Source organism: Actinomyces sp. ICM39 (assembly GCF_000282935.1).
GTDB classification, from domain to species: Bacteria; Actinomycetota; Actinomycetes; order Actinomycetales; family Actinomycetaceae; genus Pauljensenia; species Pauljensenia odontolytica_B.
Genome location: NZ_ALCB01000100.1, coordinates 1 through 23,457, shown reverse-complemented (window position 1 = coordinate 23,457; position 23,457 = coordinate 1). Strand labels below are relative to the sequence as shown.

At 66.8% G+C, this 23,457-nt stretch carries 24 protein-coding genes and 3 tRNA genes; 6 read left to right on the top strand and 21 right to left on the bottom strand.

Going from position 1 to position 23,457, the window contains the following annotated elements:
• The first annotated feature begins 149 nt into the window (after nucleotides 1-149).
• The 3 genes from HMPREF1137_RS06285 to HMPREF1137_RS06275 all read left to right on the top strand — a co-directional run bounded on the left by HMPREF1137_RS06285 (nucleotide 150) and on the right by HMPREF1137_RS06275 (nucleotide 2,807).
• Nucleotides 150-446 (top strand): type II toxin-antitoxin system Phd/YefM family antitoxin, encoded by a 297-nt coding sequence (locus tag HMPREF1137_RS06285; protein ID WP_007590085.1) that lies wholly within the window; start codon nucleotides 150-152, stop codon nucleotides 444-446.
• Nucleotides 431-796: a type II toxin-antitoxin system RelE/ParE family toxin gene (locus HMPREF1137_RS10650; RefSeq protein ID WP_081493522.1), complete on the top strand. Its 366-nt coding sequence runs from the start codon at nucleotides 431-433 to the stop codon at nucleotides 794-796. The genes HMPREF1137_RS06285 and HMPREF1137_RS10650 overlap by 16 nt, the downstream gene beginning before the upstream one ends.
• 127 nt (nucleotides 797-923) lie before the next feature.
• Complete coding sequence (locus HMPREF1137_RS06275) at nucleotides 924-2,807, top strand: AMP-dependent synthetase/ligase (RefSeq protein WP_007590110.1); 1,884 nt, start codon at nucleotides 924-926, stop codon at nucleotides 2,805-2,807.
• Nucleotides 2,808-2,897: 90 nt separating this feature from the next.
• Here the strand turns inward: HMPREF1137_RS06275 and HMPREF1137_RS06270 are convergent, their stop codons facing one another.
• The 11 genes from HMPREF1137_RS06270 to HMPREF1137_RS06220 form a co-directional block, all read right to left on the bottom strand.
• A complete protein-coding gene (locus HMPREF1137_RS06270) occupies nucleotides 2,898-4,106 on the bottom strand; it encodes an ABC transporter permease (RefSeq protein WP_007590121.1) in 1,209 nt (402 codons plus the stop codon).
• The gene (locus HMPREF1137_RS06265) at nucleotides 4,096-4,794 is read right to left on the bottom strand and encodes an ABC transporter ATP-binding protein (protein WP_007590082.1); all 699 of its coding nucleotides are present in this window, start codon (nucleotides 4,792-4,794) and stop codon (nucleotides 4,096-4,098) included. The genes HMPREF1137_RS06270 and HMPREF1137_RS06265 overlap by 11 nt, the downstream gene beginning before the upstream one ends.
• Nucleotides 4,791-5,867 carry a peptidoglycan-binding protein gene (locus tag HMPREF1137_RS06260; RefSeq protein WP_007590117.1) on the bottom strand — a complete coding sequence of 359 codons (1,077 nt, stop codon included), beginning with the start codon at nucleotides 5,865-5,867 and terminating at the stop codon, nucleotides 4,791-4,793. The genes HMPREF1137_RS06265 and HMPREF1137_RS06260 overlap by 4 nt, the downstream gene beginning before the upstream one ends.
• On the bottom strand, nucleotides 5,864-6,337 hold the full coding sequence (locus HMPREF1137_RS06255) for a hypothetical protein (protein WP_007590112.1): 474 nt from the start codon (nucleotides 6,335-6,337) through the stop codon (nucleotides 5,864-5,866). The genes HMPREF1137_RS06260 and HMPREF1137_RS06255 overlap by 4 nt, the downstream gene beginning before the upstream one ends.
• Before the next feature lie 169 nt (nucleotides 6,338-6,506).
• Nucleotides 6,507-6,863 (bottom strand): chorismate mutase, encoded by a 357-nt coding sequence (locus HMPREF1137_RS06250; RefSeq protein WP_007590106.1) that lies wholly within the window; start codon nucleotides 6,861-6,863, stop codon nucleotides 6,507-6,509.
• 46 nt (nucleotides 6,864-6,909) lie between these two features.
• On the bottom strand, nucleotides 6,910-8,169 hold the full coding sequence (clpX, locus tag HMPREF1137_RS06245; RefSeq protein WP_007590125.1) for an ATP-dependent Clp protease ATP-binding subunit ClpX: 1,260 nt from the start codon (nucleotides 8,167-8,169) through the stop codon (nucleotides 6,910-6,912).
• Nucleotides 8,170-8,405: 236 nt separating this feature from the next.
• On the bottom strand, nucleotides 8,406-9,050 hold the full coding sequence (locus HMPREF1137_RS06240) for an ATP-dependent Clp protease proteolytic subunit (protein ID WP_003794993.1): 645 nt from the start codon (nucleotides 9,048-9,050) through the stop codon (nucleotides 8,406-8,408).
• Nucleotides 9,050-9,661: an ATP-dependent Clp protease proteolytic subunit gene (locus tag HMPREF1137_RS06235; RefSeq protein WP_007590095.1), complete on the bottom strand. Its 612-nt coding sequence runs from the start codon at nucleotides 9,659-9,661 to the stop codon at nucleotides 9,050-9,052. Before HMPREF1137_RS06235 ends, HMPREF1137_RS06240 begins: the two co-directional genes overlap by 1 nt.
• A 200-nt stretch (nucleotides 9,662-9,861) precedes the next feature.
• On the bottom strand, nucleotides 9,862-11,181 hold the full coding sequence (gene tig / locus HMPREF1137_RS06230; protein WP_007590088.1) for a trigger factor: 1,320 nt from the start codon (nucleotides 11,179-11,181) through the stop codon (nucleotides 9,862-9,864).
• 217 nt (nucleotides 11,182-11,398) lie between these two features.
• Complete coding sequence (locus tag HMPREF1137_RS06225) at nucleotides 11,399-11,680, bottom strand: hypothetical protein (protein WP_007590119.1); 282 nt, start codon at nucleotides 11,678-11,680, stop codon at nucleotides 11,399-11,401.
• 48 nt (nucleotides 11,681-11,728) lie between these two features.
• Nucleotides 11,729-11,805 (bottom strand) — tRNA-Pro (locus HMPREF1137_RS06220).
• A 99-nt stretch (nucleotides 11,806-11,904) separates the two neighbouring features.
• On the opposite strand from HMPREF1137_RS06220, the gene HMPREF1137_RS06215 reads away from it, so the two are divergent.
• Nucleotides 11,905-11,978: transfer RNA gene (locus HMPREF1137_RS06215), tRNA-Gly, on the top strand.
• Nucleotides 11,979-12,034: 56 nt separating this feature from the next.
• On the opposite strand, the gene HMPREF1137_RS06210 is transcribed toward HMPREF1137_RS06215, so the two are convergent.
• The 5 genes from HMPREF1137_RS06210 to HMPREF1137_RS06190 all read right to left on the bottom strand — a co-directional run bounded on the left by HMPREF1137_RS06210 (nucleotide 12,035) and on the right by HMPREF1137_RS06190 (nucleotide 16,519).
• Nucleotides 12,035-13,093, bottom strand: coding sequence for an NAD(P)-dependent alcohol dehydrogenase (locus HMPREF1137_RS06210; protein ID WP_007590114.1), 1,059 nt, complete (start codon nucleotides 13,091-13,093; stop codon nucleotides 12,035-12,037).
• 81 nt (nucleotides 13,094-13,174) lie between these two features.
• Nucleotides 13,175-13,250: transfer RNA gene (locus tag HMPREF1137_RS06205), tRNA-His, on the bottom strand.
• A gap of 91 nt (nucleotides 13,251-13,341) precedes the next feature.
• A complete protein-coding gene (locus HMPREF1137_RS06200) occupies nucleotides 13,342-14,259 on the bottom strand; it encodes an ATP-grasp domain-containing protein (protein ID WP_007590097.1) in 918 nt (305 codons plus the stop codon).
• Nucleotides 14,260-14,312: 53 nt separating this feature from the next.
• Nucleotides 14,313-15,449: a D-alanine--D-alanine ligase family protein gene (locus HMPREF1137_RS06195; protein WP_007590132.1), complete on the bottom strand. Its 1,137-nt coding sequence runs from the start codon at nucleotides 15,447-15,449 to the stop codon at nucleotides 14,313-14,315.
• 50 nt (nucleotides 15,450-15,499) lie between these two features.
• The gene (locus HMPREF1137_RS06190) at nucleotides 15,500-16,519 is read right to left on the bottom strand and encodes an NAD(P)H-dependent glycerol-3-phosphate dehydrogenase (protein WP_007590090.1); all 1,020 of its coding nucleotides are present in this window, start codon (nucleotides 16,517-16,519) and stop codon (nucleotides 15,500-15,502) included.
• Nucleotides 16,520-16,583: 64 nt separating this feature from the next.
• Here HMPREF1137_RS06190 and HMPREF1137_RS06185 point away from each other — a divergent pair, with 64 nt between their 5' ends.
• Nucleotides 16,584-17,228, top strand: a complete 645-nt coding sequence (locus tag HMPREF1137_RS06185; protein WP_231284043.1) for an AMIN-like domain-containing (lipo)protein — start codon at nucleotides 16,584-16,586, stop codon at nucleotides 17,226-17,228.
• On the opposite strand, the gene HMPREF1137_RS06180 is transcribed toward HMPREF1137_RS06185, so the two are convergent.
• From HMPREF1137_RS06180 to leuC, 5 genes are all read right to left on the bottom strand, one after another.
• Nucleotides 17,225-17,998, bottom strand: coding sequence for a lysophospholipid acyltransferase family protein (locus tag HMPREF1137_RS06180; protein ID WP_007590083.1), 774 nt, complete (start codon nucleotides 17,996-17,998; stop codon nucleotides 17,225-17,227). The genes HMPREF1137_RS06185 and HMPREF1137_RS06180 overlap by 4 nt on opposite strands.
• Before the next feature lie 50 nt (nucleotides 17,999-18,048).
• Nucleotides 18,049-18,993: a diacylglycerol/lipid kinase family protein gene (locus HMPREF1137_RS06175; RefSeq protein WP_007590124.1), complete on the bottom strand. Its 945-nt coding sequence runs from the start codon at nucleotides 18,991-18,993 to the stop codon at nucleotides 18,049-18,051.
• Nucleotides 18,994-18,997: 4 nt separating this feature from the next.
• On the bottom strand, nucleotides 18,998-20,323 hold the full coding sequence (gene murA, locus HMPREF1137_RS06170; RefSeq protein ID WP_007590108.1) for a UDP-N-acetylglucosamine 1-carboxyvinyltransferase: 1,326 nt from the start codon (nucleotides 20,321-20,323) through the stop codon (nucleotides 18,998-19,000).
• Nucleotides 20,324-20,391: 68 nt separating this feature from the next.
• Nucleotides 20,392-21,024: a 3-isopropylmalate dehydratase small subunit gene (leuD, locus tag HMPREF1137_RS06165; RefSeq protein ID WP_007590116.1), complete on the bottom strand. Its 633-nt coding sequence runs from the start codon at nucleotides 21,022-21,024 to the stop codon at nucleotides 20,392-20,394.
• 75 nt (nucleotides 21,025-21,099) lie between these two features.
• Nucleotides 21,100-22,500, bottom strand: a complete 1,401-nt coding sequence (gene leuC / locus HMPREF1137_RS06160; RefSeq protein WP_034497144.1) for a 3-isopropylmalate dehydratase large subunit — start codon at nucleotides 22,498-22,500, stop codon at nucleotides 21,100-21,102.
• 171 nt (nucleotides 22,501-22,671) lie between these two features.
• On the opposite strand from leuC, the gene HMPREF1137_RS06155 reads away from it, so the two are divergent.
• Nucleotides 22,672-23,409, top strand: a complete 738-nt coding sequence (locus HMPREF1137_RS06155; RefSeq protein ID WP_003793025.1) for an IclR family transcriptional regulator — start codon at nucleotides 22,672-22,674, stop codon at nucleotides 23,407-23,409.
• The last annotated feature ends 48 nt before the right edge of the window (nucleotides 23,410-23,457 follow it).

Below are 23,457 nucleotides of genomic sequence, written 5' to 3'. Positions count from 1 at the left end.
CCTTGTCTGTCTCAAGCACGGAAAGACACAGCTGTTAGTCCAGCATCAGCTCGCGGAGAAGGCGACATCACGTCGTTCTGGCGCCCGAAGTCATGAACATGCCACCACGAAACAACACGCAATCTCCTAACAACTTGTACAATTAGTACATGTCAACCGCAACGCTCTCTGATTTTCGCCAGAATCAGGCTCAATACATCGCCGCCGCCCAAGTCGAACCCGTCGAGCTTCGCTCACGCGGTGCACAGACCCGCGCAGTCCTGGTCTCCCCCGCTTTCTACGAAGAGGCAATCGCTGCCCTCGAAGCACGGCGGGAAGCCCGCGAGCGCGAGGAATACGAGAGGTGGCTCCGTGAGAATGCTCTACCCGCCCTCGAACACTACCTTGAGCACCCGGAAACTGCGCACACTCTCGATGAGCTGACGGCTGCATGGGGACTGAAGTAGTGGCACCCCAACGACGCCTTGCGATTGGCGATACCGCATACCACGACCTCGTCAACTTTCGCGGCGAACTTCTGACCCTCACGGGCTCAGAACAGACAACTGATGCTTACCTCGCTGCCCTACGCGATTTTCTATCCCGTCTCGCTGAGTTCCCTCATCGCGGTGAAGCGCGTCCCGATCTTCACCCATCAATCCATGCGATCGGTTTTCGCCAGCGGCTTCGCATCGTTTTCGCCGTCATGGAGGATCAGGTACTCATACTCGCCGTGCAATCTGCGAGGCAAGGGCGAGTTACCCTACCCGAATCTGTCTATCAGTTCCTTGAGGTCCTTGACGGCGACGTCAGGTAGCACAAACAGCATCCTCAGTTTGAGAGTTTTACTCCCCCACCCTACGGTCGCGTAGGATAGGGGAAGCAACAGCTGCGCCGCTGGCCCCGTCCCGCGGCGCGCACCGCCCAGCGACCAGAGAGCAGACATGACCGCCGAAGAAACCCCGGCCTCGTCCACCATTGACGAGACGACGCAGGCGCAGACGACCACCGAAGCCCTCGAGTGGCACGCCCCCGTCCTGGTGCGCATCGACGAGCACACGACGATCCCCCACCTGCTCAAAGAGCGCGTGCAGCGCGGTGCCACCCGCCCGCTGATCCTGCGCAAGATCGGCATCGGTGACACGTGGCGCTCGATCACGGCGCGCGAGTTCTACGACGAGGTCCACGCCGTGGCCGCCGGCCTCATCGCGCGGGGCCTCGAGCCCGGAGACCGCGTCGCGATCATGAGCCGCACCCGCTACGAATGGACGCTCCTCGACTTCGCGTGCTGGGCGGCCGGCCTCGTCCCCGTGCCCATCTACGAGACCAGCTCCATCGACCAGGTCGCCCACGTCCTCGTCGACGCGGACGTCACCCTCATCATCACCGAGACCGTGTCCATGGCGGAGATCGTGCGCGCGGCAGCCGAGAGAGAAAACCGGGACAACACGCACGTCTTCTCCCTGGACTCCGAGGCCATCGAGACCCTCATCGCGGACGGCGCGGCCACCCCGCGCGAGCGAGTCCTCGCCCGCTCGGAAGCCCTCACGAAGGACGACATCGCAACCATCGTCTACACGTCGGGCACGATGGGCACGCCCAAGGGCACGGTCCTGTCCCACGAGAACTTCACGAACCTGTGCCTGAACGCCCACGCGTGGATGCCGGAGATCGCGGCGGGCAAGGACTCGCGCCTGCTCCTCTTCCTGCCCCTCGCCCACGTGTTCGCGCGCTTCCTGCAGGTCTTCCAGATCAGCGGCAACGGCGTCCTCGGCCATGCCTCCAACATCAAGAACCTGCTCAACGACCTGGCGTCGTTCAAGCCGAGCTACCTCCTGGTCGTCCCGCGCGTCCTGGAGAAGATCTACAACTCGGCGGACACGAAAGCCTCCGGCCCCAAGCGCAAGATCTTCCGCTGGGCGGCCAAGGTCGCGATCGCCTACTCCCAGGCCCTCGACACTGAGGAGGGCCCGACCTCGTCGCTCAAGGCCCAGCACGCCCTGGCGGACAAGCTCGTCTACCAGCAGATCATCCGCCTGGTGGGCGGCAACGCGGACTACATCGTGTCGGGCGGCGCTCCCCTGGCGACCTGGCTCGCGCACTTCTATCGCGGCATCGGCATCCCCGTCCTGGAGGGCTATGGCCTGACCGAGACGGTCGGCCCGGTCTCCGTCAACACACCCCGCCTATCCAAGATCGGCACCGTGGGCCCGGCCCTGCCGCCCATGTCCTTCAAGATCAGCGACGAGGGCGAGATCCTGCTCAAGGGCTCGAGCGTCTTCCAGCGCTACCACAACGACCCCGAGGCCACGGCCGCCTGTTTCACCGACGACGGCTGGTTCCGCACGGGCGACCTGGGGTCCCTGGACCGCGACGGCTACGTGTCCATCACGGGCCGCGCGAAGGAGATCATCGTGACGGCGGGCGGCAAGAACGTCGCCCCGGCCGCCCTCGAAAACCCGATGCGCTCCCACCCGCTCATCTCCCAGGTCCTCGTCGTGGGCGACCAGAGGCCCTTCATCGCCGCGCTCATCACGCTGGACGCGGAGATGCTCCCCGATTGGCTCGCCGCCCACTCGCTGCCCCCGATGAGCGTTGCCGAGGCGGCCACGAACGTCGAGGTCCTGGCCTCCCTGGAAAAAGCGGTGGCCTCCGCGAACGAGCACGTCTCGCGCGCCGAGTCGATCCGCAAGATCAAGGTCCTCACCACCGACTTCACGGAGGCGAACGGCCTGCTCACGCCCTCGCTGAAGGTCAAGCGCCTGGAGGCCACGCGCCGCCTCGCGCCCGTCATCGACGAGATCTACGGCGGCCCCGTGCAGGACTGACGCGCCCACGAACGAGGCCGTGGCCGGCTCGCGCTCCCCCGATCGGTATCGGGGTTGGCGAGCCGGCCACGGCTTTTGTGGGTGAGCGACCTACTGCGAAGCGAGAGCCGCTGTGGGCGGCGTGCGAGCCGCTCGGATCGCGGGGTAGAGCCCGGCGACGGCGCCGATGAGGAGGGTTGCGCCGAGGCCTGCGGCGATCACCCACCAGTGCAGGGTGGGCGGCCAGCCGTACGCGTAGCACATGCCCCAGGTGACGCCCGCGCCGATGAGGCATCCGGCAAGTCCTCCAAGGAAGGACAGGAGCAGGGCTTCGGCCAGGAACTGCACGGTGATGTGCCCCCGCTTGGCGCCCAGAGACCGGCGCAGGCCGATCTCTTTTCGGCGTTCCAGGACGGAGATGATCATCGTGTTGGCCACGCCGATGCCGCCAACGAGCAGGGCGATTGAGCCGACACCCGCGAGCAGCGTCGTGAGGGTCTGGTCAGCCGCGTTCTGGGCGGCCAGCGCGTCGGAGGGGCGCGAGACCTTCAGGCCGGTGGCCCCCTGCGGGGCGAGCGTGGGACCGAGGAGCTCGCGCACGTTCTCCACCTGGTCCTCGGATGAGCGCTCGTAGATCATCGTGGGTGTCTTGCCCGCGTCGAAGTACGTGCCCGCGGCGGGAACGCCAATGAGCGCGGCGTTATCGAGTTCCTCGGCCAAGGGAGCCGGATCCATGATGCCCAGGACGGTGAAGGACATGCCGCCCAGCCACACCTGGGTACCCGGCTCGACGACGCCGAGCAGCTGCGCGGCCTTCGAGCCCAGGACGACACCCGGGTACTTCGCGGTGGCATCGTTGAGCCACGCGCCCTTCTTCATGGTCCCGGAGACGACCTTCAGGAGGTTCGTGTCGGCTGCCATCGTGATAATGCCGCCAGTCGCGTTCGGGTCGGACAGGCGCGAGCGGTACACGGAGACGCCGCTCAGCGCCGACGTGGACGCCGCGTCGGTGACGCCCGGGATCATACGCGTGCGTCCGACGGAGTCCTCGGGCAGGATGAGGTCCGTTCCCGACAGGTCCGCGCCGCTACGCGCGGTCAGCATGTTGGTGCCGAGCGCCCGCAGCTGTTCTTGCAGGCGGGCCTGAGAAGACGCCGAGACGCCGACGACGCCGACCATGGCCGCGATGCCGATCGCGATGCCGAGCGCCGAGAGGATGGCTCGCATGGGGCGGGCCCGCAGGCCCGTCAGGCCCAGCCGCGCGACGTCCGAGAGGCGCAGCGCAGAGCGGCCGGTACCCGTGTTCTTCTTACTCGCCATGGTCACCTCCCGGGTGCGCGGAGTCGGAAACGATCTCGCCATCGCGGATGGCGATCTGCCTGGGCAGCGAGGCCGCCAGGTCATTGTCATGGGTGATCACGATGATGGTCGTGCCGGCCTCGTTGAGCTCTCGCAGGAGGGCGACGATGGACGCGCCCGAACGCGAGTCGAGGTTACCGGTGGGCTCGTCGGCCAGCAGCAGGGCCGGGTGCCCGATGATGGCACGGGCGATGGCGACGCGCTGGCGTTCGCCACCCGACATCTGGTGGGGCTTGTGGTCCATACGGTGCCCGAGGCCCACGCGGGTCAGTGCCTCACGCGCGGCCTCGCGGCGCTTGGCCCGCGGCACGCCCCGGTAGAGCAGTCCGTCCGCGACATTGTCGAGGGCGGAGACGCCGGCCGTGAGGTGGAACTGCTGGAAGACGAATCCGATCAGCGAAGAGCGCACTCCCGACAGTTCGGTATCACGCAGGGAGGACACGTCCGTGCCGTTGATGCACACGCTCCCCGAGGTCGGCCGGTCAAGCGTTCCAATGAGGTTGAGCAGGGTCGATTTTCCGGAGCCGGACGGCCCGACGATGGCGACGAACTCGCCCTCGTCGACGGCCAGGGACACTCCGTTACAGGCGTGCACGGGCGGGCTGCCGAAGGACCGGTGCACGTCGGTCAGTTGCAGGATGTGGCTCATCGGTTGGGCACCACCACGCGCTGGCCTTCGGCGATCTCGTCGCCGCTCACTTCGACGCGGTCTCCCGCGAACAGGCCGACGGTGACGGGAACCCGGCGAATCTCGCCCTTCTCATCCACGACCTCGACGCCGAACTGATCAGCGCTGAGGGCCACAAGGGCACCGAGGGGCACGGACAGCACGCCCGTACGGGTCTCGGAGGTCAGGCCGAGGGAGACGGATGCCTCCTGCAGCCCTTCGAGGGCGGCGGGGTCGTCGGGGGTGATGGTGACCGGGATGATCCGCTCTTTGTTGGCGTCCTTGCTGCCTTCTTCGCTGGCCTTTTCGCGCGGCGGCTCGACGGAGCTGATCGTTCCGGTCGTCGTCGTGGCGGAGCCGGGCAGGCGCACGGTCACGGAGTTTCCAACGACGCCGAGGGCCTGGTCGGAGAGCTTCAGATTCGCGGAGATCACCTGACGCGAGGACGAGGCCGTGAACAGTTCCGTCTCCATCGTCGCGTTGTCGCCAACGCGGGCCTTCAGCGCGCCGATGCGCAGGTCTTCGGGGGCGAAGAGGACGGTGCCCAGCGGCAACGTACCGTTCTGGGGCAGGGTGAGGGCCTTCTGCCACTTCTTGATCGCCGCGATCGTGTTCCAGTCGAAGTGGGCGTTGGGGGTGGCTTCGAAGTAGCCGAGCTCGGACAGCGCCGTCTCCAGCTGGGTAACGTCCTCTCCGTCGCTCATGCCCTCCTCGAACGCGCGCCAGGCGGGGGTTGCGCCGTGGAGCAGGTACGTGTTGTTGCCGGCGACCGTGTAGACGTGCGATCCCTGAGTGAGGGTCGTGCCGGGCGTGGGAAGGGCGGTGACGACGCCTTCGAAGGCGCTCTTGAGCGTGTAGGAGTCGGCGTAGTGGAGGGTTCCCTGGACGGTGGTCTCCCCCACCAAGTCTCCGCGGGTGACGGTCGCGGTCGCACCGTCAAAAGACTGGGGAGCTTGGGCTTCTGCGTTGGTACCGGAGCATGCGGACAGGGTCAGCGCCCCGATCGCGAGGATCGCAAGCGCAGCCGCGGGGCGTGGGGTTCGCGGACGCTTCACTTGGCGGCCCCCGCCTGCTGGAAGCACTTGTTGAGCACGTCCTCGGGGATGTCCTTGACGCTGATGCCTTCGCCGGCCTGCGGGTCCTTGACGTCGTATCCGGCCTCACGCAGGCACTGGGCTGCCTTGACCATGGCTTCACGTGCCGCCGGGTCGTTCGCGATGTTGTCGTCACCGGCAATTCCTGGCATCTTCGCCATGCACTCGTTGATCGCGGCGTCGAAGGCAGGGTTGTGGTCGTTGAGCTGATCGGGCGTCAGGCCGGTGTCGGGCACATCGAAGCCCTTCTCGCGCATGCACTGGGCGAAGAGGAGGTTGGCATCGCCTTCAGCCGCCGAGGCCGGGCTCTTCGAGCTGGACGGCGACGAGGCAGACGAGCTGGACGATCCGGTCGATCCACATGCGCTGAGGGCCGCCGCCAGGGTGATGGCGATGACGGCAAGGGCACGCGTCTGTGCGCGATTCTTCATCGAAAACTCCTTGAGGACTGCTTATCGGCAATGGTTCTCACTGCCTGTATAGATTACAGTCCACAACCCTGAAAGCTACCTGAAAACTATCGGGGAGCCTGCGCAGAATTTCATCAGACAACCCTGAGAGTTCACGAGGACGGGGCTGGGCCCTCCCCCAACGTGCAGTTTAGAGGCACGAACCCTCGTCGTACTCGGCCTTAATGTCCTCGTGGTGGCGGATGACCTCGCGGACCATGAAGCCCAGGAACTTCTCGGCGAAATCGGGGTCGAGGCCGGAGGATGCCGCCAGGGTACGCAGGCGCTCGACCTGGCGAGCCTCGCGGTCCGGGTCGGCGGGAGGCAGGTCGAGGCGGGCCTTGATGTGCCCGACGCGCTGGGTGCAGCGGAAACGCTCGGCGAGGATGTGCACGAGGGCAGCGTCGATGTTGTCGATCGTTGCGCGAGCCTCCGCCAGCTCGGCGGGAATGCCGCTCACGCCCGCATCCGCCGAAGCGGCCACCGAGGCCTCGTCACGCTGTGCCATTGTTCCCCCCCTAAGGTCTCAACTGACCTCAGTGTAGCGGGCGGACTCAGGCGCTGCGCTTGCCTTCCGAGGAGCGTTCCGGGTAGAGCTCGGCGGGACCGACGCCCTCGACGAGGTCGCGGGTGATGACCACGCGGGCGACGTCGTCGCGACTGGGCAGATCGAACATGAGGTCCGACAGGGTCTGCTCCATGATCGAGGACAGGCCACGGGCACCCGTCTTACGCTCGTTGGCGCGCGCAGCGATCGCCAGCAGCGCCTCGTGCGTGAACTCCAGGTCCATGTTGTCCAGCTCGAAGAGGTGCTGGTACTGGCGCACGAGGGAGTTCGACGGCTCGGTGAGGACTCGAACGAGGTCCTCCTCCGTCAGCTCCTTCGTGGAGGTCAGGATGGGCAGGCGGCCGATGAACTCGGGGATCATGCCGAACTTGTGGAGGTCCTCGGCGGACACGGCCTCGTAGAGGTCGCCCATCTCGGAGGTGCTCTTCAGCTCGGAGCCGAAGCCCGTGGAGCGGCGGCCCAGGCGGGCCTTCACGATGTCCTCGATGCCCGCGAAAGCACCGGCGGCGATGAACAGGATGCCGGAGGTGTCGATCTCCAGGAACTGCTGGTGGGGGTGCTTGCGTCCACCCGTGGGAGGCACGGAGGCGACCGTGCCCTCGATGATCTTCAGGAGGGCCTGCTGCACGCCCTCGCCCGACACGTCGCGGGTGATGGAGGCGTTCTCAGCCTTGCGGCCGATCTTGTCGATCTCGTCGACGTAGATGATGCCCTTCTCGGCCTTCTTAATATCGCCGTCGGCCTCCTGGATGAGGCGCAGGAGGATGTTCTCCACGTCCTCGCCCACGTAGCCGGCCTCGGTCAGGGCGGTCGCGTCCACGATCGCGAAGGGCACGTCGAGGAGACGAGCGAGGCAGCGCGCCAGGTGGGTCTTACCCGTGCCCGTGGGGCCCAGCAGCAGGATGTTGGACTTGGTGCCCAGCATGTCCTCAGCGTTGCCGGCCTCGCGAGAGCGCACGCGCTTGTAGTGGTTGTACACGGCCACTGACAGGGCGCGCTTAGCACGGTCCTGGCCGATCACCCACGTGTTCAAGAATTCGTTGATTTCACGCGGCTTTGGCAGCGGCGTCGTCGACGAGGAGGGCTGCTGTGAACCGAGTTCCTCTTCGATGATCTCGTTGCACAGCTCAATGCACTCGTCGCAGATATACGCGCCGGAGCCACCGATGAGCTTACGCACCTGCTTCTGGCTCTTCCCACAGAAAGAGCACTTGAGCAGTTCCGCGCCATCAGTCAGACGAGCCACGAGACCTCCAAGGTGTTGAACGTTTTGCCGTTCGGTCGGATGCGCTTTCGCACTTACTAGCAAACAACGTAGTGCACGCGGGCCAGTTTTCCGCGTAGCCACGCCTATTGTTATGAAAAGTTCACCCGAAGCCGAGCCGTATCACACGGCAAGCATCTAGACACACGACAACGAGGCCGTGGCACCCACCGCACACGTAAGCGCGGGGGACCACGGCCTCGTCAATGAAGACAGCGTCACAGAGCCTTGCGGGACTCCAGCACCTGGTCGATCAGACCGTACTCGGCGGCCTGCGGGGCGGTGAGGATCTTGTCGCGCTCGATGTCGCGGCGCACCTGCTCCACCGGCTTGCCCGAGTGCTTCGAGATGGTGTCCTCGAGCCACGCGCGCATGCGGTCGATCTCGTCAGCCACGATCTGGATGTCCGAGGCCTGCCCCTGCATGCCCTCCATCGCCGGCTGGTGGATGAGGACGCGGGCGTTGGGCAGCGCCAGACGCTTGCCGGGCGAACCTGCGGCCAGCAGCACGGCGGCAGCCGAGGCGGCCTGGCCCAGGCACACCGTCTGAATCTGCGGCTTGATGTACTGCATCGTGTCGTAGATGGCGGTCAGCGCCGTGAAGGAGCCGCCGGGCGAGTTGATGTACATAGTGATCAGCGAATCGGGATCCTGTGACTCCAGGACCAGCAGCTGCGCCATGACGTCATCCGCGCTGGCATCGTCCACCTGCACGCCCAGGAACACGATGCGATCCTCGAACAGCTTCGTGTAGGGGTTCTGACGGCGGAAACCGTAGGCCGTGCGCTCCTCGAAGTCGGGCAGCACGTAGCGGGCCTGGGGCATCTGGCGGGCGACCGCCTCAAAGTAGGGCTGGGTGCTCATCAGTTCTCTCCTCGCGTTCCGATCTCCTGCGGGGTGTCGATCACGCGGTCGACGAAGCCGTACTCGAGGGCTTCCTGCGCCGTGAACCAGTGGTCGCGATCGCCGTCCGCCTCCACCTGCTCGACGGTCTTACCCGTGCGAGACGCGGTGATGGCAGCGAGTTCCTTCTTCATGCCCAGGATCAGGTCTGCGTTAATGCGGATCTCCGTCGCGGAGCCGCCGGCTCCGCCCAGGGGCTGGTGCAGCAGAACGCGGGTGTGGGGCGTGATGTAGCGCTTGCCGGGGGCGCCCGCGGTGAGCAGGAACTGGCCCATCGACGCGGCCAGGCCCATGCCGACCGTCACGACGTCCGGCTTGATGTACTGCATCGTGTCGTAGATGGCCATGCCGGCCGTCACCGAGCCGCCAGGCGAGTTGATGTACAGGTAGATGTCGCGGTCTGGATCCTCGGCCGCGAGCAGCAGCAGCTGCGCGCAGATCGCGTTCGCATTGTCATCGCGAACCTCGCCGCCCAGCCAAATGATGCGCTCCTTGAGCAGGCGCTGGTAGACCGAGTCGCCCAGTCCCAGCTGCGAGCCTTCGCCGGCAGCCCCGGTATTGTGCACGCTCACGCGTACCTCCTCGTCTGTTCGCGGGCCCAGTCGGCCCCATTGCTGTCAACCGTACCCGCTGTGCGCCCGCTCGTGCGCGCGCCGGGCCGTCGTTTCGCTGTCGGCACATGCGCCAGACAGATGCACTGAGGGGGTGAGGCTCGCGCCCCACCCCCTCAGCCAAGAGTTAGTCACTCGTCAGCGGGCTCACCCGCCGCGGTTCACTCCTGCTCGTCGGCAACCTCGGTGATGATCTCCGCGCCCTCTTCGGTGGCGGGATCGGTGCCGAAGAACTTGCTCAGGTCGACGTCGGCGCCGTTGGTGTCCTTGACGGTGACGACCTTCAGGGCCTCGATGAGGGCCTTGGAGCGACCCAGGTCGGCCACGACGTTGGCCATCTGCTGGGAGGAGGAGAACAGCTGGTTGATGTCGATGCCGAAGTTCTGCGACATCTGGATCGCGTAGTCGATCAGCTCCTGCTGGGAGACCTGCACGTCGAACTTCTTGCCCAGGGCCTCGGAGAGCAGCTCGGTGCGGATTTCCTTCTCGACGGCCTCGCGGGCTTCCTTCTTGGCCTTGGGCTTGGCGTCCTCGCCGACACGGTGCTCGACCTGGTGGTCGACCGCGGACTCGGGCAGGACGATCTCGACCTTGTCCAGGAGGAGGTCGATGAGGGCGTCGCGCGCGGCGAGGGCCTGCTGGGACTCCTTGGACTGGGCGGCCTGCTTCTTCAGGTCTTCCTTGAGCTCGTCGATGGTGTCGAACTCGGAGACCATCTGAGCGAAGTCGTCGTCAGCCTTGGGCAGCTCGCGGGTCTTCATAGCCTTGATGGTGATAGTCACCTCGGCCTCTTCGCCCTCGTGCTCGCCACCCTTCAGCTTGGAGGTGAAGGTGACCTCTTCGCCGGCCTTGGTGCCGCGCAGGGCGGTGTCCTGGCCGTCGAGCATGGAGCCGGAGCCGATCTCGTAGGAGACGTCGGAGGCGGAGTCAACCTGCTTGCCGTCGATGGTGGCGACCAGGTCGATGGTCGCGAAGTCGCCGGTCTTGGCCTTGCGGTTGATGGTCTTGAGGGTGGCGAAGCGGCCGCGCAGGTCCTCGAGTTCCTTCTCGACGTCCTCTTCGGTGACCTCGGTGGGCTCGACCTCGACGACGAGCTTCTCGTCGATCTCGGGCAGCTCGAAGTCGGGGACGACGTCAACCTCGGCGGTGAAGACGAGCTGGCCACCCTGCGCGCCAGTCACGTTGGGGATCTCGGTGACGTCGACGGTGGGCTGGGCCAGGGGACGCAGGTCATTCTCGCTGACGGCGTCGGAGTAGTGGCCGGGCAGGACCTGGTTGACGACCTGCTCGATGACGGCGGCGCGGCCGAAGCGCTGGTCGATGATGCGCGGAGGCACGTGGCCCTTACGGAAGCCGGGGATGTTGACCTGTCCGGCGATCTCCTTGTACGCCTTGTCCATTTCGGACTTCAGTTCCTCGAAGGGAACCTCAACGGTCAGACGAACCTTGGTGGGCTCGAGGGTTTCAACGGTGCTCTTCACGTGCGTACGCTCCGTAGTCTACAAATCGGGGGAACGCCCATTTCGGGCGCATAACAACTCGCTTAGTGTACGCCACGGCCCCGTTAATGTCCTCATTCGCGGGCCGTAAGTGGGCATATCCACCCCTCTACGGGCGCTTCGAGTGCGCAACGCCACACGGGCACGTGCCACTCTCCCCCATTCACGAGGCGGGGGCCGCCCACGCTGCCGGGCGCACTCAGGGGGCGAGGTAGTGGGAGCGCCCTCGCACGACGGCTGCTAAGCGGGCGCGGGGCACGTCGGCGACGAGGCGCACGGCGGCGGTGATCTCGCGGTGAATGGCTCGGGCTTCGGCGTCGTCTGTCGCGGTAAAACGCGCGGTGACGCGAGGCTGGCCGGAGGCGATGGCGATGTCCCAGGATTCGAGCCGGGTGACGGAGCGGGCGGCGGCCTCGACTTCTTCGGGGGCGCGCCCGGGCGCCAGAGTCGTGACCGTCATGATGGTGCGATAGGACGGCATGGACTCCCCCGGGATCGGATGAAAAAACCGCGACGCTGTGGCCGCGGTTGGTCGGGGTGACAGGATTTGAACCTGCGACCCTCTGCTCCCAAAGCAGATGCGCTACCAAGCTGCGCTACACCCCGTTGGACTGGTGTCCGGTGCCCCATCATACGGGAGGCGCGTGTAAATGTCGCGCACGTGGACAATACCCGCTAGGATCTTCGTGTCCCCTTCGGGGGTACGCGGATGTAGCTCAATGGTAGAGCCTCTGCCTTCCAAGCAGATCACGCGGGTTCGATTCCCGTCATCCGCTCCAGCACTGGGAAAGCCCCGGGCCACTCGGCCTGGGGCTTTCCTGTTAGTCGCTCACGCTCACGCAATCTCGGGGAACGTCGAGGTGTCGATGACGTAGCGGTAGCGCACGCGCGAGGCGACGATGTTGTCGTAGGCCTCGGTAATCTCCTCACCGCTGATCATTTCAACCTGCGGGATGACGCCGTGCTCGGCGCAGAAGTCGAGCATCTCCTGGGTTTCGGCGATGCCGCCGATCTGGGAGCCGGCGAAGGACTTGCCGCCGTTGACGAAGGCGCGCAGCGGCAGGGAGACGGGCTCGGTGGGCAGACCCACATCGACAAAGACGCCGTAGGGGCGCAGGGCGGCCATGTAGCCGGCGTAGTCGAGGCCGTCGGCGGACACGGTGCACAGGATCAGGTCGAAGGAGCCGCGCAGGGACTCGAGCACGCCCTCCTCGCTGGTGGCGTAGAAGTGGTCGGCGCCGAAGCGGCGAGCGTCGGCTTCCTTGGAGCGACCGTGGGAGATGACGGAGACCTCCGCGCCCATGGCCTTGGCGATCTGCACGCCCACGTGTCCGAGGCCGCCCATGCCGAGGATGGCGACGCGCGAGCCGGGGCCCACGTTGTAATGCTTGAGCGGCGAGTAGGTGGTGATGCCGGCGCACAGGAGGGGCGCGCAGGCGGAGAAGTCGAGGGATTCCGGCACGTGGAGCGCGAAGTCCTCGCGCACGGTGAAGCCGCGCGAGTAGCCGCCGGTCGTCGGGTTGCCCTCAGCGTCGGCACGGTAGGTCCACAGGGTGCCGGGCGTCGAGGTGCACCACTGCTCATAGTCGGATTCGCACATCTCGCACGTGCCGCAGGAACCCACCATGCAGCCCACACCCACGCGGTCCCCCACCTTGAACTTGGTGACGCCGGGACCGACCTTGGCGACGGTACCGACGAACTCGTGACCGGGCACGAGCGGGTAGGACACGGGGCCCCACTCGCCGCGGGCGGCGTGGATGTCGGAGTGGCAGATGCCCGCGTAGGCGACGTCGAAGTAGATCTCCCCCTCGCCTGGTTCGCGAATGTCGATCTGCAGGGGGCGGAACTGGGTGGTGGCATCGTCACAGCCGTATGCGATCACACTGGGCATGAGAACTCCTTTGTCCGGTCAAATGGATTGCTCCAAGCATACTCCAGAAACAAAAACCCCGGCGCACAAGCGCCGGGGCAATGGGGTGGCTGACGGGACTCGAACCCGCGACGTCCTGGACCACAACCAGGTGCTCTACCAACTGAACTACAGCCACCATCGCGTCGCCGTGAAGGCAACGGGTAGAGTCTAGCACTACCCACCCGAGCTTGGAAACTCGAGCACTGCCCTCACGGCGGTGGCGTGCGTCACCAGTGGGCGCGCGCGGAGATCGCGTCGGCGAAGTTGCCGAGCGCGCCGGGGGTGGCGCCCAGGTACAGGTCGGCGTCCACGAGGGAGACCTCCATGACCAGGAAGGAGCCCTTGCCGTCGGGGACCAGGTCCACGCGGTTGAAGAGGAACTGCTCGTCGTGGCCCAGGCGCGAGCGCACGTAGCCGTGCAGGACGCGACGGATCTCCTCGCCCCACTTCCACGCGACGGAGTCGGCGGCCTCGGCGGTCACCACGGCCTCGTGGACGGAAGGGTCGCTGACCGACGCGGGGTGCAGGGCGGAGCGCTTCTCGACTGCGTGGGACACCAGGCCGTTGAAGAAGACGAGCGAGATCTCGCCGTGCAGGTCGATCTCCTCGACGTAGCGCTGGATCATGACGGAACGGCCCTCACCGAGCAGGCCCTGGACCTGGCGCATGGCGGCCTGGCGCTGGCGGGTGTCGACGGTCGTGTAGCGACCGATGTCGCGCACGCCAGAGGACACGGCGGGCTTGACGACGAACTCGCCGAAGGCCGGAAAGCGCGTGTGGATCTGATGCTTGGACAGGTTCTGCTCGGGCTCCAGCCAGTTCGTGGGAATCGTGGGCATACCCAGGGCCGCCAGTTCCTTGAGGTAATGCTTATCCGTATTCCAGTTCAGCACGTCCGCAGAGTTCTGCACACGACGCAGCTGCTTCGTCCACTCCAGGAACGCCTGGCGGTCGCTCGCGTAGTCGGACACAGAGCGCACGACGACCATCCCGGCCTCGGACCAGTCGACGTCGGGGTCGTTCCATACCTTGATCTGGGGGTCGCACCCGCGCGCCGCCAGCTCGTCGAGCAGACCTTCCTCGCCTTTGAAGAGGTTGGGCATGGACTTGCAGGTCACCAGGGTGACTTTGGGATGGGCCGTCATAGTTATCTTTCTATCGTGGGAATTAGTTGATTAACGAGGCATTGGCTGGGTTCTCAGCGCAGGCCGAGCGGGCGCTGAGCGGCCTCGGTCAGCAGTTCGGTCAGCAGCTCCGGGTAGGAGAGGCCTGCGGCGGCCCACATCTGCGGGTACATCGAGATGGGCGTGAAACCGGGCATCGTGTTCACTTCGTTGATGATGACGGTGTCGCTGGCCTCGTCGAGGAAGAAGTCGACGCGCGCCAGGCCCTCGCACTCGAGGGCGTCGAAGGCACGCCACGCGGTCTCGCGGATGCGATCGGCGTATTCGGGGGCGACGTCGGCCGGGCAGGACAGGCCGACCACGTCGTCCACGTACTTGTGCTCGTAGTCGTAGAACTCGCCCTCGGGGACGACGATCTCGCCCAGGGGCGCGGTGCCGCTGCGCCAGTCGGAGCGCGAGCCGAGGACGCCGCACTCGACCTCGCGGCCGGAGACGGAGGCCTCGACGATGATGCGCGGGTCGTGGTTCGCGGCCTCCTTGATGGCCACGGGCAGGTCCTCGCGGCAGGTCACGCGCGAGATGCCGACCGAGGAGCCGGCGCGGCAGGGCTTGACGAAGACGGGGAAACCGAGGCGCTCGATGCGGTCCATGCAGGCGGTGGCGTCGGCGTCCCACTGGCGGGCGGTGACCAGCTCCCACTGGCCCACGTCGATGCCGGCGGCGGCCAGGACGGTCTTGGTGAGGTGCTTGTCCATGGACACGGCGGAGGAGGTCACGCCGCAGCCCACGTAGCGCACGCCGGCCATCTCGAAGAGCCCCTGGATGGTGCCGTCCTCGCCGTAGGGGCCGTGCAGGAGCGGGAACACGATGTCCACGTGACCCAGGTCCTCCACGCCAATGACCCGTGAGTCCGGGGCATCCGGGTCGCCCTCGTAGGTGAGCTCGACGAGGTTGCCCTCGCCAGGGGTGAGCGCGACACGGGTCGATCCGGCGGTGACGGACTGGCCCTTCCCATCCTTGAATTCCAGCGCCGACGGGTCATCGGCGACGCGCACCCACTGGCCGTCGCGCGTGATACCCAGCGGGATCACGTCCCACTTGGTGCGGTCGATAGCGGTCAGGATACCGGCGGCCGTCGAGCACGAGATCTCATGCTCGGAGGAGCGTCCACCGAAGACGATGAGGACGCGAGGACGAGAAATTGCAGTCATGGGTCCAAGACTACCGCGCGGGAGGCTTTTCACGCCCGCGTGCGCGGCGTTTAGACCAGCTCGATCTTCCAGCCGTCCATCTTCTGCGGGCGTGCGAGCAGCATGCGACCCATGTCCTCGATGCTGGCGCGTCCCTCGACGACCTCGACGACGGCGCCCGTAATCGGCATGTCGACGCCGACGGAGGCCGCGACCTGGAGGATCGGCGAGGCCGACGCGACACCCTCGACGACGCCCGGGGACAGGGCCAGGGCCTCGGCCAGTCCCATGCCGGAGCCGAGGCGGTGGCCGAGGGAGAAGTTACGCGACAGGCGCGAGGAGCAGGTGGCGACGAGGTCGCCGATGCCGGACAGGCCCGCGAAGGTCGCAGGATCGGCGCCAAGCGCGGTGCCCAGGCGCGTCATTTCCGCCAGGCCGCGGGTGATGAGGGTCGAGCGCGTGTTGATGCCCAGGCCCATGCCCTCGGCCGCACCGATCGCGACCGCGATGACGTTCTTGGTCGCACCCGCCATCTCCGTGCCCACGACGTCGGTGGACACGTAGGGGCGGAAGTAGGAATTGTGGCAGGCCTTCGCGATCTCCTTGGCCAGCTCCACGTCGGTTGCAGCCACGACCGTGGCCGTGGGCTGGCGCTCCGCGATCTCGCGCGAGAGGTTCGGGCCGGACAGGACGGCGATGCGGCTACTCGGCACGCCCGAGGCCTCGGCGATGATCTCGTCGACGCGCTTGAGGGAGCCGAGCTCCAGGCCCTTGGCCAGGGACAGCAGGGCGACGTCGGGGGCGAAGGACTCGCGCGCGGCGCTCAGGGTGGCACGCACGGCCTTCACGGGCACGGCCACGACGACGAGCTCGCGACCGGCGACGGCCTCAGCGATATCCGTGGTCGCGTTGATGCGCTCCGAGAGCTCAATCCCCGGGAGGTAGGTGGGGTTCTCTCCCCCATTGATGAACGCAATCGTGTCGGCGTTACGCCCCCACATCGTCACGCTCACGCCCGCGTCGGCGAGCACCTGCGCGAACGTGGTTCCCCAGGCGCCCGTTCCCAGGACCGCTGCTGTTGTCATACTCATCGAGACCTCCCTGTCGAGGCCATTCTACTAGGATCGAAACAACCGACCCGCACCAGGAGGAACTGTGTCTCACCGTCGAGCCCTCGCCGCGAGCGCGGCCGCCTGTCTGCTCCTGTTGGGTGCGTGCGCGCCCGGAGCCCCAACGGACACGCCTCAGTCAGCCGCGGCCTCGCCGAGCTCCTCCTCCCCCACGGCGTCTCCGACCGCGAGCGCGGCGCCGGAGACCACTCCGACGTCCGAGCGGGGTCTGGACGCAACCAAGCCGATCAACGCCGACAATTGGATGTCGAACGTGGAGGGGTTGCCTCCGGTGCGCTCGGATGACCCGGCGAAGGCTCTGGCGCTGACCGGGATTCGCGCGGCGACGCACGACGGTTTCACGCGGGTCGTGCTCGAGTTTTCGGGCGAGGGCACGCCGGGGGTGTGGCGTGCGGCGTGGACGGATGAGGCCGTGGAACAGGGCCGAGGCCTGCCCATCCAGGTCGACGGCGAGGCGGTCCTGGATCTGGTCATCGACGGCACGCCGATGACGGCGACCGAGACTCCCTACCCGGGCGGGACTCACACGCGCGCGGGTGACCTGGACGTCGTCTCGGACGGCACCTTCGAGGACAACACGCACGTCGTCATCGGGGCGCCGACCTCGCGCCAATTCCAGATCGGATTCTTGTCCAACCCGGTGCGCATGGTGATCGATATCCGCGATTAACCCTTCTTGCGGGCCTTCTTCGCCTTCTTGGCCTTCTTCGCGAGCTCTTCTTCCCACCAGGGGCCGGCCTGCGTGGTGGGGTCCCACACCTGCTCGGGGACGGGCAGTCCGCGCAGCTTGCCCACGCCCGCGCGCACGGCGTCGCTAATGCGCTTGGTCGCCTCGTTAACAGCCTCGTGATCCTCCGACCCTGCGGGGCTCATGAGGTCTGACAGGTCGACGGGTTCGCCGAAGTGGTAGGCGACGGGACGCCCCGGGCGCATGTCAATGCCCTTGGCGTTGTAGGGGGCCATGATGTCCTGCGGTCCCCACTGCGAGACGGGAATGACGGGCACGCCCGTGTCAAGGGCCAGGCGGGCGGCACCCGACTTGAATTCCATCGGCCACTGGTCGGGGTCACGCGTGAGAGTGCCCTCCGGGAAGATGCCGACGACCTCGCCGGCTTTCAGGGCCTCGCGGGTGGGTGCAAGGACGGCCGAGGGGTTGGAGTCGCGGTTGACGGGGATCAGCCCCATGCCCTTGATGATCCAGCCGAACACCGGCACGGAGAACATCGACTTCTTCGCCAGGAAGCGCACGGCGGTGTCGCGCTTCATGAAGTACCAGCACAGGCACAGCGGGTCCACGTTGGACAGGTGGTTGGGCACCAGGAGGAAGCCGCCCTCGGCGGGCAGGTTCTCTTCACCGCTCACGGTGAACTTGATCCAGGGCGTCATGATGGGCGTCAGCACGCCCTTCGCGAAGGTGTAAAAGCCGGAGACAGCACTCATGGCTTCATTCTACGGGGACCGCTCCGTCGGCGCGCTGGCCCACACGGACCTCACACCAGGACAGACACGACCCCGGGGGCGACATCGACGGTGAAGGGGATCGAGGCGATGCGGTCACCATCCGCCATGGCGATCATGCCGGCGGGGGCAGCGAAGGAGACGACGCGGGCGCTCTCCACCTCAATGGCCGGGTGTGCCTTCGCGCGTCCGGCGACGACGCGGGCAAGCACCGGCAGGGCGCGAGACAGCGACAGGGGGCCGACGTGGCACACCTCGAGGACGCCGTCACTCATGTCGGAGGATTCCACCAGGGTGATGCCGCCGCCGAAACGTCCGGAGTTGGACACCGAGGCGATCCACCCGCTCATGTTGCGCTCGACCCCGTCCACGGTCGCCACGATCTCGGTGGGTTCATGCGAGGCCAGGGCCGCGAAGGCCCCGTAGCCGTAAGCCAACGGACCAGACGTCAGCGAGGACTCGTTCGCGAGGATGTTCGCTCGTGCGTCCAGGCCGATCGAGACGATGCCGAGAGCCAGGCGCACGCCCTCGCGCGAGCGCACCCACATGCCGTCCAAGGGACGCACCCGGGAGGCCAGCCAGTCCGAGGAGTCAGCCCCGGCCTCGTCGGAAGAAAAGCCCAGCGGAGCCAGGGAACGCGCGCGCACCAGCGGATCCGTGCCGATCCCCAGCGCGCGACACAGGTCGTTGCCGCGACCGCCCGGCATGGGAACGAAGATCGCGTCGGACTCGTGACACCCGCGCGCCACGGCGCCCAGGTACCCGTCCCCGCCCAGAGCCGCGACGAAGGATCCGGACGCGACCTCGCCGGCAATCGCCGCCGGGTCGTCGCCGGGCGTCGTCAGGCGAACCGCGACCTCCCAGCCGCCGCCGCGCAGGATGCGCACGATGCGCGGCCCCAGGCGCACGCTGCGCCCGCCCGCCGACATCGACGAGACGAGCAACAAAATGCTGCGGCGCACGCCCGATGCGGCCATGATCTCAGGCGTCCAGGTAGCGCACGCGAGCGTCCAGCTGGTGGAGCTTGCGCGTGAAGTGCTCGTAACCGCGCGAAATCACGTCGATGCCCGACACGGTGGACGTGCCCGACGCAGCCAGAGCCGCGATCAGGTGAGAGAAGCCACCGCGCAGGTCAGGAACCTCGATATCCGCGCTGTGCAGCGGGGTCGGGCCCGAGATGACCGCCGAGTGGTAGTAGTTCTTCTGGCCAAAACGGCAGGGCGTCCCACCCAGGCACTCACGGTAGACCTGGATGTTCGCGCCCATCTTGCGCAGTGCCTCGGTGAAGCCGAAACGGTTCTCGTACACGGTCTCGTGCACGATCGACAGGCCCTCGGCCTGGGTGAGGGCGACAACGAGGGGCTGCTGCCAGTCCGTCATAAAGCCCGGGTGCACGGCCGTCTCCAGGGCGATCGAGTGCAGCGGCTCGCCCGGGTGGTAGAAGCGGATGCCGTCAGCGTCGATGTTGAAGGCGCCGCCCACCTTGCGGAAGGTGTTGAGGAACGTCGTCATGTCGGGCTGGTGTGCACCGCGCACATAGATGTCGCCGCGGGTAGCCAGGGCGGCCGCGGCCCACGAGGCGGCCTCGATGCGATCCGGCAGGGCCGTGTGACGGTAGCCGGTCAGCTTCGCGACGCCCTCGATACGGATGGTGCGGTCCGTGTCCACCGAGATGATCGCGCCCATCTTCTGCAGGACGTTAATGAGGTCGAGGATCTCCGGCTCGATGGCCGCGCCCTTCAGGGTCGTGATGCCCTCGTTACGCACGGCCGTGAGCAGCGTCTGCTCGGTCGCGCCCACGGACGGGAAAGGCAGCTCGATGATCGCGCCGTGCAGGCCGGAGGCGGGGCGCTTGATGTGCACGCCGTCGGGCTGCTTGTCGACGATCGCGCCGAACTTGCGCAGCGTCTCCAGGTGGAAGTCGATGGGACGGCCACCGATCGCGCAGCCGCCCAGCTCGGGGATGAACGCCTCGCCCAGCTGGTGCAGCAGCGGGCCGCAGAACAGGATCGGGATCCGCGAGGCGCCCGCGAGCGTATCGATGTCAGAGCGCGAGGCGATCTTGACGTTCGAGGGGTCCATGCGCAGCGTGCCGCGGTCCTGATCGAAGTCGATCTGGACGCCGTGCAGGCTCAGCAGGTCCGACACCACGTCCGTGTCGCGGATGAGCGGCACGTTGTAGAGCTCAGAGGGGGTGTCGGCGAGCAGCGACGCAACCATCGCCTTGGGGACGAAGTTTTTCGCGCCGCGCACCGTGATTTCACCGCGCAGCGGGTGGCCGCCCTCAACCTGAAGGATCGATGACATGAGTGCTCCTCACTATGACGTAACTGGCCCCTACTCTAGCTAGGTAGGGGCCAGTATGCGCAGTGCTTTCAGTCGCGAGCCGACACAACTTCTTCCTTGGGCAAGAATTTCGCCGGGAGCGTGCGCGGCTTGAAGGAGGGGCGCGCGGCCTCGTAAGCCGCGATCTCGTCCTCATGACGCAGAGTCAGGGCGATGTCGTCCAGGCCCTCCATGAGGGTCCAGCGCACGTAGTCGTCAATCTGGAAGGTGCCCGAGATCGCACCGGCGCGCCACGTCTTGTCCTCGAGGGAGACGGTGATCTCGGTGCCGGGCTCGGCCTCGAGGAGCTTCCACAGGGACTCGCAGTCCTCCTGGGAGATGATGCCGGTGACCAGGCCCTGCTTGCCGGAGTTTCCGCGGAAAATATCGGCGAACTTGGGGGCCAGGACGACGCGGAAGCCGTAGTCCTTGAGCGCCCACACGGCATGCTCACGCGAGGAACCGGTGCCGAAGTCGGGGCCCGCGATCAGGACGGAGCCGTTCTTGTACGCATCCTGGTTGAGGACGAACTCCGGGTCGCCACGCCAGGCGGCGAAGAGGGCGTCCTCGAAGCCCGTGCGGGTCACGCGCTTGAGGTAGACGGCGGGGATGATCTGGTCGGTGTCGACGTTGGAGCGGCGCAGCGGGACGCCGATACCGGTGTGGGTGATGAACTTTTCCATGGGTGGTTGAGTCTTTTCTTCCGTGGGGGACGAGGCCGGGGCCCTCCCCCGCTGTCGGGTGGCGGAGGGCGAGCCTCAGAGGTCGGCCGGGGAGGACAGGGTGCCGCGCACGGCGGTGGCAGCCGCGACGAGCGGGGACACCAGGTGCGTGCGGCTGCCCTTGCCCTGGCGGCCTTCGAAGTTGCGGTTGGAGGTGGAGGCCGAACGGTCTCCCGCGTTCATCGTGTCGGGGTTCATGCCCAGGCACATGGAGCAACCGGCGTTACGCCATTCGGCGCCAAAGTCGGTGAAAATCTTGTCGAGGCCCTCGGCCTCGGCCTGGAGGCGCACGCGGGCGGAGCCGGGCACGACCATGACGCGCACGCCCTCGGCCTTGCGGCGGCCCTTGAAGATGCCGGCTGCGGCGCGCAGGTCTTCGATGCGGCCGTTGGTGCAGCTGCCGATGAAGACGGTGTTCACGGCGATGTCGCGCATCGGGGTGCCGGCCTTGAGGTCCATGTACTCCAGGGCGCGCTCAGCGGCCGCGCGGGCAGTCTCGTCGGTGAAGTCCTCGGGGGCGGGGACGCTCGCGGACAGCGGCACGCCCTGGCCCGGGTTGGTGCCCCAGGTGACGAAGGGCTCGATGTCGGCGGCCTCGAGGATGACCTCGGCGTCGAAGACGGCGTCCTCGTCGGAGGCCAGCGAGGACCAGTATTCGACGGCGCGATCCCAGTCCTCGCCCTCAGGGGCGTGGGGGCGGCCCTTGATGTAGTCGAAGGTCGTCTGATCGGGCGCGATCATGCCGGCACGGGCACCGGCCTCGATCGACATGTTGCAAATCGTCATGCGGCCCTCCATGGAGAGCTCGCGGATGGCCTGGCCGCGGTACTCCAGGACGTAGCCCTGGCCGCCGCCGGTACCAATCTTGGCGATGACGGCGAGGATGATGTCCTTGGCCGTCGACCCCTCGGGAAGGGAACCGTTGACGGTGATCGCCATGGTCTTGAAGGGGGCCATCGGCAGCGTCTGGGTGGCGAGCACGTGCTCGACCTGGCTGGTGCCAATGCCGAAGGCCAGCGCGCCGAACGCGCCGTGGGTGGAGGTGTGGGAGTCACCGCACACGATCGTCATGCCGGGCTGGGTGAGGCCCAGCTGGGGGCCAACCACGTGGACGATGCCCTGGTCGGCGTCGCCCAGGGAGTGCAGGCGCACGCCGAACTCCTCGGCGTTCTTGCGCAGGGTGTCAATCTGGGTGCGGCTGGTGATGTCCGCGATCGGCTGGTCGATGTTGACCGTGGGCGTGTTGTGGTCCTCGGTCGCGATCGTCAGGTCAGGGCGACGCACCTGGCGTCCGGCGAGGCGCAGGCCCTCAAACGCCTGGGGGCTCGTCACCTCGTGCACGAGGTGGAGGTCGATGTAGAGCAGGTCGGGGGCGCCGTTTTCCCCCTTGGACACGATGTGGTCGCGCCACACCTTTTCTGCCATCGTTCCGCTCATTGTTCCTCCTCTGATCCCCACTTTGGAGACACGGTGTCATTCATGCTTCGCCATCAATGGAACCGCCTTATCCGCCATGCGACCCGCTGATCTCACGTCTCGGACGCCGCTTTGACCTGTTTCACTATCCGACAATTTGCCATCTCAAAAGCTGAGATATTAAATAGTTGTATGGAAGAGCAAACATCCAGTGGCGTTGGCGTTCTCGATAAGGCTGCGTTGGTTCTCAGCGCTCTCGAGGCGGGACCCGCCACCCTCGCCCAACTCGTTTCCAGCACGGGGCTTGCTCGCCCCACCGCCCATCGACTGGCCGTCGCTCTCGAATATCACCGCATGGTCGCCCGCGACATGCAGGGACGTTTTATCCTCGGCCCCCGCCTCCAGGAACTCTCCTCCGCCGCCGGCGAAGACCGCCTCCTCCAGGCCTCCATGCCGGTCCTCCAGGCTCTTCGCGACCACACGAAGGAATCCTCCCAGCTCTTCCGCCGCCAGGGCGACTACCGCGTGTGCGTGGCCGCCTCCGAACGCGAGATGGGCCTGCGCGACTCGATCCCCGTGGGCGCCACGCTCTCCATGAGCGCCGGCTCCGCCGCCCAGGTCCTGCTGGCCTGGGAGGAGCCCGACCGCCTGCACCGCGGCCTGTACGGCGCCTCCTTCAACGCCACCATGCTCTCCGAGGTGCGCCGCCGTGGCTGGGCACAGTCCGTGGGTGAGCGCGAGCCGGGCGTCGCCTCCGTGTCCGCCCCCGTGCGCGGCCCCTCCGGACGCGTCCTGGCCGCCCTGTCCATCTCCGGCCCCATCGAGCGCATGGGTCGCCAGCCCGGACGCCAGCATGGCCCCTCCGTCATGGCAGCCGCCAACAGGCTCACGGAATTCCTCTCCACCGTCGAGGACGCCGCCGACCTGTAAGGCGCGACCTGAGACAAGATAAACGGGTGGGCCGGGACGATTGAATCG